This window comes from Streptomyces sp. NPDC033216, assembly GCF_055577115.1.
Genome location: NZ_JBVIQK010000018.1, coordinates 52,768 through 66,052, shown reverse-complemented (window position 1 = coordinate 66,052; position 13,285 = coordinate 52,768). Strand labels below are relative to the sequence as shown.

9 protein-coding genes are annotated in these 13,285 nt (G+C 69.1%); 4 read left to right on the top strand and 5 right to left on the bottom strand.

The features are described 5' to 3' along the window. Positions 1–174: 174 nt before the first annotated feature. Complete coding sequence (locus tag ACZ5Y0_RS27365) at positions 175–1,596, top strand: cellulose binding domain-containing protein (RefSeq protein ID WP_469131340.1); 1,422 nt, start codon at positions 175–177, stop codon at positions 1,594–1,596. Between the two features lie 162 nt (positions 1,597–1,758). Here the strand turns inward: ACZ5Y0_RS27365 and ACZ5Y0_RS27360 are convergent, their stop codons facing one another. From ACZ5Y0_RS27360 to ACZ5Y0_RS27345, 4 genes are all read right to left on the bottom strand, one after another. Continuing rightward, positions 1,759–1,917 (bottom strand): hypothetical protein, encoded by a 159-nt coding sequence (locus tag ACZ5Y0_RS27360; protein ID WP_469131339.1) that lies wholly within the window; start codon positions 1,915–1,917, stop codon positions 1,759–1,761. 209 nt (positions 1,918–2,126) lie between these two features. Beyond that, a complete protein-coding gene (locus tag ACZ5Y0_RS27355) occupies positions 2,127–3,890 on the bottom strand; it encodes a ThuA domain-containing protein (protein ID WP_469131338.1) in 1,764 nt (587 codons plus the stop codon). A 15-nt stretch (positions 3,891–3,905) separates the two neighbouring features. Further along, positions 3,906–6,674 carry a PQQ-dependent sugar dehydrogenase gene (locus ACZ5Y0_RS27350; RefSeq protein WP_469131413.1) on the bottom strand — a complete coding sequence of 923 codons (2,769 nt, stop codon included), beginning with the start codon at positions 6,672–6,674 and terminating at the stop codon, positions 3,906–3,908. 772 nt (positions 6,675–7,446) lie between these two features. Further along, positions 7,447–8,109 (bottom strand): TetR/AcrR family transcriptional regulator, encoded by a 663-nt coding sequence (locus ACZ5Y0_RS27345; protein WP_469131337.1) that lies wholly within the window; start codon positions 8,107–8,109, stop codon positions 7,447–7,449. A 189-nt stretch (positions 8,110–8,298) separates the two neighbouring features. Here ACZ5Y0_RS27345 and ACZ5Y0_RS27340 point away from each other — a divergent pair, with 189 nt between their 5' ends. Then, on the top strand, positions 8,299–9,417 hold the full coding sequence (locus ACZ5Y0_RS27340; RefSeq protein WP_469131336.1) for a serine hydrolase domain-containing protein: 1,119 nt from the start codon (positions 8,299–8,301) through the stop codon (positions 9,415–9,417). Positions 9,418–9,876: 459 nt separating this feature from the next. Beyond that, the gene (gene mscL / locus ACZ5Y0_RS27335) at positions 9,877–10,320 is read left to right on the top strand and encodes a large conductance mechanosensitive channel protein MscL (protein WP_469131335.1); all 444 of its coding nucleotides are present in this window, start codon (positions 9,877–9,879) and stop codon (positions 10,318–10,320) included. Positions 10,321–10,376: 56 nt separating this feature from the next. On the opposite strand, the gene ACZ5Y0_RS27330 is transcribed toward mscL, so the two are convergent. Beyond that, the gene (locus tag ACZ5Y0_RS27330; protein ID WP_469131334.1) at positions 10,377–11,426 is read right to left on the bottom strand and encodes a LacI family DNA-binding transcriptional regulator; all 1,050 of its coding nucleotides are present in this window, start codon (positions 11,424–11,426) and stop codon (positions 10,377–10,379) included. A gap of 294 nt (positions 11,427–11,720) precedes the next feature. Between ACZ5Y0_RS27330 and arfA the strand changes: the two genes are divergently transcribed. Beyond that, on the top strand, positions 11,721–13,226 hold the full coding sequence (gene arfA, locus ACZ5Y0_RS27325; protein WP_469131333.1) for an arabinosylfuranosidase ArfA: 1,506 nt from the start codon (positions 11,721–11,723) through the stop codon (positions 13,224–13,226). Positions 13,227–13,285 lie beyond the last annotated feature (59 nt).

Here is a 13,285-nt window from a genome sequence, read left to right as displayed (position 1 = left end):
TCCTGTCGGCCGACACGCCCCACTGGTCTCACCAGCCTGACCGACCCCCTCGGGTCCTCTGACCGCCGTGAACCGCACAAGCCCCCACGGTCCACGCCCCGCCAGCCTCCTCCCCTCCCCATCGCACGCCCCTCACCCTCCCGCCCTCGCGGGAGCCTGCCGAAAGGAATCCCGATGAGAACCCGCCCCACCCTCGGCCGCGGCCGGCTCGCCCTGGCGCTGTCGGCCCTGCTGGGCAGCGCCGTCCTGACTGCCCTGCCCACTCAGGCCTCCGCCGCCGACGGCTCCGTCGTCGTCCAGTACCGCACCAGCGCCACCGGCGCGACCGCAGACCAGTCCGAGCCGTGGCTCAAGGTGCGCAACACCGGTTCCTCGACCGTCCAGCTCAGCCAGGTCAAGGTCCGCTACTACTTCAAGGCCGACTCGGCGTCGGCCGCCTACCGGTTCGCCTGCTCCTGGGCGGTGCGCGGCTGTGCCGGGATCACCGGCACCTTCGGCACGCTCGCCCACCCCACCGCCACGGCCGACCGCTACCTGGAGGTCGGCTTCACGTCGGCGGCGGGCACCCTCGCGCCGGGCACCGACACCGGGGACATGCAGCTGCGCTTCCACCAGTCCAGCTGGCAGACGCTGCGGCAGAGCGACGACTACTCCTTCAGCGGCAGCCAGACCTCGTACGCCGACTGGAACAAGGTCACCGCGCAGCTGTCCGGTGCCACGGTCTGGGGCACGGCCCCCGCGGGCAACGACCCCACGGACCCGACCGACCCCACGGACCCGCCCGGTGGCGGACAAACGCTGTTCGACGACTTCTCGTACAGCTCGCACACGGACCCGGCGGTCGCCGCGCACGGCTGGAGCATCCGCTCGAATTCGGGTGGCCCGGGCGTGCCCGGCGCCACCTGGGACCCCTCGAAGGTGACCTTCTCCAGCTCCGGCGGCAATTCGGTGATGAACCTGGAGACCTCCACCGCGGGCACCGCCGGGTCCACCCGGCAGACCGAGATCCTCACGCAGGCCACGAAGTTCAGGAACGGGACCTACGCGGCCCGGGTCAAGTTCTCCGACGCCCCGAAGTCGGGCCCCGACGGGGACCGCCTGGTGCAGACGTTCTTCACCATCAACGACCTCAAGGCGCCGATGGCCGACGACTACGCCGAGTACGACTTCGAGTACCTGCCCAACGGCGGCTGGGGCGAGCCGTCGAACATCCTCTACACGACGTCCTGGGAGACCTACAACCCCGACCCCTGGCAGGCCGTCAACCAGCACTCCGAGGCCCGGCGGAGCTACGCGGGCTGGCACGACCTGGTGGTGACGATCGACAACAGCTCCATCACCTACTACGTCGACGGGCAGCTCTTCGGCACGCACGACGCCCAGTACCTGCCCGAGCGCCCGATGTCGATCAACTTCAACCAGTGGCTGATCGACCTCGCGGGCCAGACGTCCACCACCCCCCGCGCCTATGACCAGCAGGTCGACTACGTCCTGCACGTGAAGGACCAGGTCCTCACCCCGGCCCAGGTCACCGCCAAGGTCACCGCGTACCGGACCGCGGGGACGGCCTTCGTGGACGAGGTCCCGGCCTCCTGATCCATCCGCCGCACGGGGGCGCCCCGTCGGGTCGGCGACACCGTCGGCCCGGCGGGGCTTTGCCGCTCCACCGCGCGGGAACGGCCGTACCCATGAGTCCGTGCCGCCCGCCGGCGCACACCCCGCACGACTCAGGCCCGCGATGGAGGCGGAGAGCGAGCCTCAGCCGCTGTCCGTGTGCGGCGCGGCGTGTCGGACGACGAACCTCGCGCCGTCGATGCCCTCGACGGCGAGTTCCCCACGGTCGAGGCGGAAGATGCCGACCTGTGGGTGGTGGAAGCACACGATCGCCGTGTGGGCCGGTGACGTGGCGAGCCCCATGCACCGGCGAGCAGGCCGGCTGCGGTGCCCCCGGCACTGATGCCGCCGACGCGCGTCGATCCCGACAGCAGCAACACGGTCATCGGACGGTCCGGGAACCGGACGGTGTACCCGTCCGCACCTGTACGGCGCCCCGCTCACGCCGGTGAGCGGGGCGCCGTCACATCGGTTCGCGCTTGTTCACTTCGGTCCGCCCGCGGGTCCACCGGTCAGGGCAGGGTCCATTTCTGGTTGGCGTTCGCGTGGCAGGTCCACAGGTGCACGGCGGTGCCGTCGTTCCAGGTGCTGCCGGAGGCGTCCAGGCACTTGCCGGACTGCGGATTGCGCACGGTGCCGTCCGATGTGGCCGCCCACTTCTGCGCCCCGGTCCCGTTGCATGTCCAGAGCTGCACCTTCGTGCCGTCCGCACTGCCCCCGCCGGACACGTCCAGGCACTTGTTCAGCGCTCGCAGCGTGCCGTCACCGGCAACCGTCCACTTCTGTGCCGCGGTGCCGTTGCACGTCCAGAGCTGCACCTTGGTGCCGTCGGCGCTCTGGGCGTTGTCCACGTCCAGGCACTTGCCGTTCACCCCCCTCACCTCACCCGAGCGGGGGCCGGGATCCTGTCCGCCGCCGCGCTTGATGCGGATGTTGCGGAAGGACACGTCGTCACCGTCGCCGTGGTTCTGGATGCCGATGTGTCCCTGCCGCAGACTGCGCACGGGGTCCGTGTTGGTGAAGTCGTTGATCTTCCGGCCGTTGAGGAAGATCTCCAACCGTTCCCCGGTGACGCGGAGTTCGTACGTGTTCCACTCTCCCGGAGGGTTCAGCGCGGCGTCCCGTGCGGCGATGTCGGCCGACTTGAAACCGTAGACGGATCCCGTCGTGCGGTCGGTGGCGTCGGTGGCGTCGATCTGGATCTCGTAGCCGTTGTCCACCGCCGTCCACGGGTCGTCGGAGGCGGGGAAGCCGATGAAGACACCGGAGTTGTCGTCACCGGCCATCCTCCAGTCCAGCTTGAGGGAGTAGTCCCCGCTGAACTCCTGGGCGTCGTACCAGAACAGGCCCATGCCGCCGACGGAGGTCAGGGTGCCGTCCGCGAGGGTGAACTGCCCCGGACCGGCCTGTTTCCAGCCGCTGGTGGACGAGCCGCTGAACAGGGGGGTGTAGCCGGTCTCCGGACGGCAGTCGGCGTCGGTCATCCCGGCGGCCCAGCGGATGCCGCCCAGGAGATGGCGCCGGAAGGCGGGTTCGCTGTACGACTCGTCGGTGTGGCCGCCCCCCGTGTAGAAGGCCCGGCCCCCCTGGTAGTCCTTGCACCAGGCGATCGGGTGGTCACCGGACATGTTCCCGCCCGTGTAGCTGGACTCGTCGAGCGAGGCCAGGACGTGGGCGGTGGTGCGTGGATTGGTGCGGTAGTTGTACCACTCGTCGGTGCGCTGCCAGGTGCTGCCCAGGTGCGCGGTGGCGTCGTGTGCTCGGTCCTCGACCTTGACGGTGGCGGGCTGGATGGCCGGGTGCGAATGGAAGAGTGCGCCCGCCAGTCCCTCGTAGAAGGGCCAGTCGTACTCGGTGTCGGCGGCGGCGTGGATGCCGACGTATCCACCGCCGCCCTGGATGTACTGCTCGAAGGCTGTCTGCTGAGCGGCGTTGAGCACGTCACCCGTCGTCGACAGGAATACGACGCTCTTGTACTGGCCGAGGTTGCCGGTGGTGAAGGCCTGGGCGTCCTCGGTCGCGTCCACGGTGAAGTTGTTGTCGGCGCCCAGGCCGCGCAGTGCGGCGATACCGTCGTCGATCGAGGAGTGACGGAAGCCCGCCGTCTTGGAGAAGACGAGGACCTTGTACGCCGGGTCCGCGGCAGCGCGTGCCTCCGCGCCGACGGGCTGGGTGACGGGATGGCTCGCGGTTCCGGGCACTGCCGCGGCCTGCGGGGTCAGGCAGAGCGCGGCGCCTGCGAACAGGCCGAGGGCCGCCTTGAGACGGATACGCATGTCGGTTCCTCCCTCCTACGGCAGGGTCCATTTCTGGTTGGCGTTCGCGTGGCAGGTCCACAGGTGCACGGCGGTGCCGTCGTTCCAGGTGCTGCCGGAGGCGTCCAGGCACTTGCCGGACTGCGGATTGCGCACGGTGCCGTCCGATGTGGCCGCCCACTTCTGCGCCCCGGTTCCGTTGCATGTCCAGAGCTGCACCTTCGTACCGTCCGCACTGCCCCCGTCCGACACGTCCAGGCACTTGTTCAGCGCTCGCAGCGTGCCGTCACCGGCAACCGTCCACTTCTGTGCCGCGGTGCCGTTGCACGTCCAGAGCTGCACCTTGGTGCCGTCGGCGCTCTGGGCGTTGTCCACGTCAAGGCACTTGCCGTTCACGCCCCTCACCTCCCCCGAGCGGTTGCCGGCGCCTGAGGTGGTGAAGGAGAACTCGTCCAAGTCGAAGAGCGCCCCGCTGCCGCCCTTGAAGACGAGGTACAGGGAGGTGGAGGCGCCGGGCTGGTTGCTCAGGGCTGCCGTCACGTCCTGGAAGGTCTCCCACCCGCCCGTCACCGGCACGGTCGCCGTACCGAGCAGGGTGCCGGTGGTCGATCCGGCCCGGACCTCGATGGTGCCGCCCGCGCCCGCGGAGGAGACCCGCGCGGTGAACCGGGTGGCGTTGCCGAGGGCGTACGGCTTGAAGGAGATCCAGTCGTTGTTGTCGATGTTGCCGACCGTCTTTCCGCCGTGCGCGGGGGTGTGGCTGATGACGTCGACGCCGGCTGAGTCGCCGTAGTGCTCACCCTGCCGGTGGCTGGGCTGGACGACGTGCTGGTCGTGGGCGGTCAGCGCGGGCTGACCGGCGGCGCCCTTGTCGGTGTACTCGGCGTCGATCACGCCGAATATGTTGGCGTTGGGGTCGTGTTCACCGTCCGCCAGGGTCTGGAGCGTGCCGCTGCATCCGGTGGTCGAGGTCTGCGGGTGGCCATGGCTGTCGTGGCCGACGATGAAGGTGACCTTCACCTTGGTGCAGTCGATCGTGCCGTCCTCCGGATCGGTCACCGTCACCTTGAACGGGATGGCGTCACCGAAGTCGTGGATGCTCCCGTCCGTGGGCAGGTCGAGTCTCACCGTGGGGGCGGTGTTTCCCACCGTGATCTGCACGGAGGCCGTCGCGGACTTCCCGGTGGCGTCCGTGACCTTCAGTGTGGCCGTGTACTGGCCGTCGGTGGCGTAGGTGTGGGAGGGGTTGGCAGCGGTGGAGGTGGCGCCGTCGCCGAAGGTCCAGGAGTAGCTGAGGGCGCCGCCGTCCGGGTCGGTGCTGCCGGCCGAGGAGAACAGGACGGCCAGGGGCGCCTTGCCCGAGGTGACGTCGGCCTTCGCCTGCGCCGTCGGGGCGAGCCCGTCGGTGACGTGCTCGATGCGGTACAGCGCGGAGTTGGCGTCGCCGCTGAAGTAGCCGGTGCCGTAGTCCAGGACGTACAGGGCGCCGTCGGGGCCGAAGGCCATGTCCATCACCTGGGTACCGCTCCAGGGGAAGGAGTTGATGGACTGCACGGTGCCGTCGGTGCCGGACTCGATGCGCTTGATCCAGCGGCGTCCGAACTCCCCGGCGAAGAAGTCGCCGTCGAACTCCTGCGGGAACTTCACCTCGGAGGTGGAGGCGGCGTTGTAGCGGTAGACGGGGCCGCCCATCGGGGACTCCGAGCCGTTGCCGAACTCCGGAACGGATCCGCCGTCGTAGGGGATCCAGGCGGGCTGCGCGGGAGGCAGGCTGGTGAGGCCGGTGTTGTTCGGCGACGTGTTCGTGGGTGCGGCGCAGTTGAACGTCGAGCCCGAGGTGCCGGTGGCGAAGTTGTAGTCGATGTAGGCGTCGTTGTCGCCGGTGCAGTAGGGCCAGCCGAAGTTACCGGCCTTGGTGATCCGGTTGAACTCCACCTGTCCGCCCGGTCCTCGCGTGGGGCTCGCGGCACCGGCGTCGGGGCCGTAGTCACCGAGGTGGACGATGCCCGTCGCCTTGTCGACGCTCATGCGGAAGGGGTTGCGGAAGCCCATCGCGTAGATCTCGGGACGGGTCCTGGCGGTGCCGGGTGCGAAGAGGTTGCCGCTCGGGATCGTGTACGACCCGTCGGCGTTGACCTTGATCCGCAGGACCTTGCCGCGCAGGTCGTTGGTGTTGGCCGACGAACGCTGGGCGTCGAAGGCGGGGTTGCGGGTGGAGCGCTCGTCGATCGGGGTGTAGCTGTCCGAGGCGAACGGGTTGGTGTCGTCGCCGGTGGACAGGTACAGGTTCCCCGCCGCGTCGAAGTCGATGTCGCCACCCACATGGCAGCACAGGCCGCGGGAGGCGGGCACGTCCAGGATCTTCTTCTCGCTGGCGGTATCCAGGGTGCCGTCGGCCCTCAGCACGAACCGGGACAGCCGGTTGACCCCGTCGAACGGGGCGAAGTCGGAGGCGGTGCCGTCGGAAGGGGCATCACCGGCCGGGGTGTTGAGCTTGGGGGCGTAGTAGAGGTAGATGTACCGGTTGGAGGCGAAGCCGGGGTCGGCAGCGACGCCTTGCAGACCTTCCTCGTCATGGCTGTACACGTCGAGCTTGCCCGCGACGGTGGTGGTTCCCGCGGCGTTCGTCAGCCGCAGTGTGCCGTCCCGAGCAGTGTGCAGCACCGAACGGTCGGGCAGCACCGTCAACGTCATCGGCTCGCCGGTCTCCTCGACGCCCTTGGCCAGCGTGACCTGCTGGTACTCGACGGCGGCCGCCGCGGGCCGGGCTTCCGGACCCGTGGGGCGGGCGGCGGCCGGGGACATGGGCAGCAGGCAGCCGAGTCCGAAGGTGACGACGGTGAGCAGACAACGGATGCGTCTGTGTCCGAGCGGTTTCTTGCGCACAGAGGTCTCCCGAAGTGGGGTGGGATGACGGCAGTCCTCCCCGGACTGCCAAGCGGTGCACAGGCGCGCGCCGTCGCGCCGTCATCACCGGTCGGAGTCTCATGACCGGTTGATGACAAGGAAGTTAGCGAGCTTTGTCGAAGCCCGTAACCCCTTTCGCGCATGATCTCAGTACTTTCTCCAAGGCGGGGACAAAGTCGAAGCGCTTCCGTGTCCCTGCCCCCTGCCTGCACGCCTGCCCTGTCACGCGTGCAGAGCCGGCTGTGCCCGGCTCTCACCCCCTGCGAATCTCGCCTGCGCGCCCACCGGCTCAGCGCTCCCGTCAGGCTCCGTTCACCCGATCCAGCAGTGCCCGCGTTTCACCGGTGCGGCGGTGGCGGACCGGAAAGGGCGGCCGGGCAGACGCAGGGGGTGGACGCCGCTCTCGTGCGGGCGTCGCTGCTGGGCTCCAGGTCCGACAGAACCGAGGTCATGACGCCCTTTCGGGCGGCGCTCAGGCAACGCGCGGTCGGACACCGCGGACACTCGGGCCGCCTACGCACTCCATCCCCGCATCCACCTGGCCCAGCTCGGCCTCGCCAAGGCTCTGTGCTCCTCCAGGCCGACGCGCCCGTGTGACCACGGAGGGCACGGTCTGGAAGCGACGCGGACACCGCCCCGGAAATGCCCCGCAACCAGTGTCGTTGCCGCCTTACTGGCGGGGGCCGATCGCGGCCTCGATGTGGGCGAGATGGGCGGCGAGGATCTCTTCGAACGCGGCGCGGCGTTCCGCCCCGAGAGGGCGGACGTCGCGCGCGAAGTGGGCCAGGGCCGGGAAGCGTTCTGGGTCAGCACCCAGAACCGCCACGCGGAACAGCTCCATGCCCTGTTCGTACTCTTCACGCGTGACGGTGCCGACCCCGGCCTCGGACGCGATCAACGCGGCGGTGAGGATCGCGATCCGGTGGTAGCGCGCCGGGATCTCCTCGTCGGGCAGCCCTGATGCGCGCAGGGCCTGTAGCACTTCTTCCATGACCAGCCGGGAGCCGGTGCCGCTTGATGCGTAGCGGCCCCAGACCGCGGCGAGCTGGGGCTGCCCGCCGAAGGCCTCTCTCACACGCAGGGCCAGGGACGTGATGCGCTGCTTCCAGTCACCCTCGGGGTGGTAGCCGTCCACCGCGGCCAGGAGAATCCGGTCGGCGACCGCGCGCAGGAGTTCGGTCTTGCTGCGGAAGTGCCGGTAGAGGCTGGAGGAATCGGTCCCGAGGGCCGCGGCCAGCTTGCGCACACTGAACGAATCCGCGTCGCTCGTGCGCAGGAGTTCCGCCGCCGCGTCCAGGATCTCTTCGGTTGACCAACGCCTTCGGCCTGCCATCTCGCCCCTCTCGCCGGACCTCAGCCTAGCCTATGCACTTGGCGTTGCACGCACTGCGTGCATAATGAGGACATGGATCGGGCATGAGCATGAGCATGTCGAGCGGGTCGGCATGCCGCTCGCGCCCGGGTGTCCGGGGCAGGCGACCGATGAGGAGCTCGTCCCGGAGAACACGAAAGAAGGTATGACGTGAAGGACCCACTGGATCGCGCGGCGCTGAACGCCGCCGTCGAAGACGTCCACCGCGCAGGGGTGCCGGGGGTGTTAGCCGAGGTGCGAGACGGCGACCAGGTCTGGCGCGGCGCCGCCGGGGTCGCCGATGTCGTCACCGGCCAGCCCGTTACCACCGACATGCGGCACCGCGTCGGCAGCATCACCAAGACCTTCACCGCCGCCGCGGTTCTGCAACAGGCCGAAAGCGGTCGGATCGGTCTGGACACCCCGATCGGCCGATACCTTCCGAAGCTGGTTCCCGGAGAACGCGGCGAGGTGATCACGGTCCGGATGTTGATCAACCACACCAGCGGCCTCGCCGAGTACCTCCCTCATGCCTATCCCTCCCTCAGGGCGTACCCCGTCCTCGCGGACACCGGACCCCAGAGTCTGGACGACCACCGGTTCACGCGGTTCGATCCCGCTGAACTGATCGAGATGGGAGTCACCGCACCTGCCGTCGGCGCCCCGGGGGGTACTCCGGGGGTGTACTCCAACACCAACTACCTGCTCCTCTGCCAACTCCTGGAACAGGTGACCGGCACCACGGCCGAGCGGTACATCACCCGGAACGTCATCGAGCGCGCCGGGCTCCGGGACACCGGGTTTCCCGACGGGCCGTACGTCACCGGGCCGCACTCGCGGCTCTACGAGGCGTGGTTCGGCATGATCGACCCGCCGCGCGACTACAGCGTCTACGACATGTCATGGGTGGGGCCGTCTGCCTCGCTGATATCGACCGTCACGGACCTCAACCGCTTCTTCGCCATGCTGCTGGCCGGGAAGATCGTCGGTCCGTCGTCGCTGGCGCAGATGCAGTGCACCGTCCCGGTCGTCTCCCAGGAGGGGAAGATCATCGACTACGGCCTCGGCCTGCACCCGATGGAGGGTCCCGGCCAGGGCACTTTCTGGGGCCATGGCGGCACGGTCTGGGGCGGTGGATCGCTGGCCATGACCCGTGCCGACGGCAAGCGGCAGATGTCCGTCGCGGTCAACCTTCAGAGGTGGAACAGGCTCGACTCCTCCGGCAAGCCGCAGCCCCATCCCATCGACGACGCGCTGCTGACTCTGTACCGCGTGGCGATGTACGGCTGACCGGGCGAGAGGTCGGTGACGCGGGACGACCGACCGAGACCGTGGCCGGGCGGGGCCGACGACATCGTTCAGGTGACGCCGACCTCGTCCAGAACACGTAGGCGGCGCGAGCGTCTTGCACCCGATGAGCGTCCACCCGGTCACCAGGGTGGCCACGCCGCCGCGCAACCTCCGGGCCCCGTACCTGAGGAGGTCCCGCACCACCCGTCGGGGGTCCCGTGGTGCAGCCGGACGTGGCGCCGCGATGCGGTACGGCCATGGCGCCTGCGGGGGATCCCACGACATACGGGTCTCTGTGGACACGCCGCGCCGTCCCGCGCCGGTTTCGGCCCACCGGAGTGCTGATGTCCGCTGCGCGCAGGCATTGGTGCGGCGCGGCAGGGCATCCGGGGAGGGAGCGGGCCGGCCGCATCCCGGGGGCCCGTCCGCCGACGTCGAGGAGTCTCGAGGAGTGAGTAGGTGAAGGGTTTCCGCAGCTTCATCTTGCGCGGCAACGTGGTCGATCTGGCCGTCGGTATCGTCATCGGCGCGGCGTTCACCGCCGTGGTCAACGGTTTCGTGAGTGCCTTCCTGACTCCGCTGGTCGGGCTGGCCACCGGCGCCACGGGCGACATGAGCCGCAAGACCTTCACCGTGGGCGCCACCGAGTTTCCCTACGGCGCCTTCGTCAACGCGGCGATCAGTTTCCTGCTCCTCGCCTCCGCCCTGTACTTCCTGGTCGTGCTGCCGATCAACAAGCTGCACGAACGCCTCGCCCCACACCATGACGTCCAGGCACCCAAGCGGGACTGCCCCGAATGCCTCAGCCCCGTTCCCGCCCAGGCCGTACGTTGTGCCTCCTGTACCGTCCCCCTGGCCGCCGTGCCCGCCCAGGCGGGGGAGACGACCCAGCGCGCCGGGTGACCGCGGCCGTACCCGGACGAACCGTCGCTACCGACGACGACCCGAAGCGCCCACTCTCAGGTGCACGCCGGCGCCTCTTCGGCTCCTCGGCCGGCAGTGCTCTCCCGGACCAGAAGCCTGTGACCGGCAGTCACCTCCCGTAGATCGGCACGCGCGCCCCTGTACCGCGAACCATGGATCTGCTGTTCGAGCATCTCCACTGCCGCCCGGGCGATCTCCTCCTTGTCGGGAGAGACGGTGGTGAGCGTCGGCGTGCTGTAACGACCGTCCTCGATGTCGTCGAATCCCGCGATGGCCACATCCTGCGGCACTCGCAGGCCCTGGGCGAGCGCGGTGCGTTGAGCCCCGAGGGCCAGCAGGTCGTTGAAACAGAAGACCGCCTGCGGGAGCTCCTCCAGGGTGAGGAGCCGTGCCATCAATCGGGCGCCGTCCGCCCGGTGGTACGAGTCGGTCGGCGGAGCGAGCGCCTCGTCGTAGGGGAGACCGGCCGAGGCCAGGGCCTCCTTGTAGCCGGCGAGCCTCAGGTGAGCCGTGTTCGCGCTCGGATTCACCTGACGTCCGATGGCGGCGATACGGGTGTGGCCCAGGGACACCAGATGCTCGGTCACCTCTCTCGCCGCACACTGGTTGTCGATGGCGACGTGGTGGGTGGGCCCGTCGACGACGCGCTCGCCCAGCAGAACGAGCGCGGTGGTGTCACTGCGCTCGGTCAGTTCGTCACGGCCCACCGCGATGGGACTGAAGATCAGACCGTCGATGCGCTGCTCACGCACCCCGTCCAGGACTTGGCGTTCGCGTTCCGGCCGGCCGTCCGTCTGCTCGATGATGACGGTCCAGCCCCGTTCCGTCGCCGCGTCGATGACGAAACGTGTCAGCTCCGCGAAGTACGGCGCGTCGAGTTCCGGCAACGCGAGGGCGATCACGCCGGTTCGGCCCTGGCGCAGGTTGCGGGCGGACAGGTTCGGGCGGTAGTCCAGCTCCGCCAAGGCACGCTCGACCTTCTCGCGGGTCGGTGGTGCGACATAGGTGTAGCCGCTCACCACGTTCGACACGGTCTTGACCGAGACCCCGGCCAGGGCTGCAACGTCCTTGAGACTGGCTCCCACCAGATCACCTCTCTACTGCCGTCGGGAAGGCGCTTCCAACAGTGCGGCAGGGGTCACCCTGGCATACCGCGCGTCGGTGCCGGGAACCGCTCACCACCCCAGCCCGGATCACGATCTCGATTCGTGCCTTCCGAATACTTTACGACGTCGTTTCAACGATGTAATCGTATGTTCCAGCAGGTGACGCACCTCTGTCCAGCCGACCCTGTCGCCCGTGTTCCGCCTGCGCCCGGTGCTGCGCCCGCGCAGGTGGTCGGGCCTCGCCGTTCGCCAGATCTCCAGGAGTGCCTCCGCATGGTCACAGCCCGTCTCACCCTCGACCCGGCCTTCGGAGTCGGCACCATCGACCGCAGGCTGTTCGGTTCCTTCGTGGAGCACATGGGCAGGTGCGTCTACACCGGCGTCTTCGAGCCCGGGCATCCCGCCGCGGATGACGACGGCTTCCGTACCGACGTGCTCGATCTGGTGCGGGAGCTCGGCGTCACCACCGTGCGTTACCCCGGCGGCAACTTCGTCTCCAACTACCGTTGGGAGGACGGGGTCGGCCCCGTCTCGGAGCGGCCCCGGCGGCTCGACCTGGCGTGGCGCAGCCTGGAGAGCAACGCTTTCGGCCTCAACGAGTTCATGGCCTGGGCCGGCAAGGCCGGGGTGGAACCGATGATGGCGCTCAACCTGGGCACCCGCGGTGTGGCCGAAGCGCTCGACCTGCTCGAGTACAGCAACTACCCCTCGGGCACGGCCCTGTCCGATCTGCGCCGCTCCCACGGAGTGGCCGAACCGCACGACGTCCGCGTCTGGTGCCTGGGCAACGAGCTGGACGGTCCCTGGCAGATGGGGCACAAGACGGCCCACGAGTACGGGCGGTTGGCGGCGGAGACGGCCCGCGCGATGAAGCGTTTCGACCCCGGGCTCGAGCTGGTCGCCTGCGGCAGCTCCAACGCGTACATCGACACCTTCGCGTCCTGGGAGGCGACGGTGCTCGAGCACACCTACGAGTTCGTCGACTACATCTCCCTGCACGCCTACTATCAGCCCGAGAACGGTGACCTCGACTCCTTCCTGGCCAGCGGCGAGGAGATGGACCGCATGATCACGGCGATCGCTGCCACCGCCGACCACGTCGGAGCGCGTGTCCGCAGCGACAAGAAGATCAAGCTGTCCTTCGACGAGTGGAACGTCTGGTACCAGAACCGCTTCGCCGGCGAGGCCTCCCTGCCCTGGCGCGAGGCACCCGAACTCATCGAGGACGTCTACGACGTGACCGACGCGGTGGTCGTGGGCAGTCTGCTGATCACGCTGCTGCGCCATGCCGACCGTGTGGGTGCCGCCTGTCAGGCGCAGCTGGCGAACGTCATCGCGCCGATCATGACGCGGGCCCAGGGCCCCGCCTGGCGGCAGACGATCTTCCACCCCTTCGCCCTGACCGCACGTCACGCCCGGGGCACCGTGCTCCGCGTGGAGCCCGAGTCCCCCGTGGTGGAGACGGCCAAGTACGGCCCCGTTCCCGCCCTCTGGGCGACCGCCACCCATGACGAGGAGAGCGGCGACGTGGTCCTCTTCGCGGTGAACCGCAGCACACGGGAGGAGCTGGCCCTCTCCGTCGACCTGCGGCCCTTCCCCCGGCACCGGGTCGTCGAACACGTGATCCTGCACGACGCGGATCCGACGGCGACGAACACCGAAGCCCACCCCGACCGTGTCCGCCCCACAGACGTGGAGGGCACCAAGATCGACAGCGGTCTCCTCAGCGCCGGTCTGCCGCCGGTCAGCTGGACCATGATTCGCCTTTCCGCCATCTGAGCCACCCGCGACATCACTGTCCACGGGCCCGACGACGAGCCCGAACCAAGGAGCAGAGA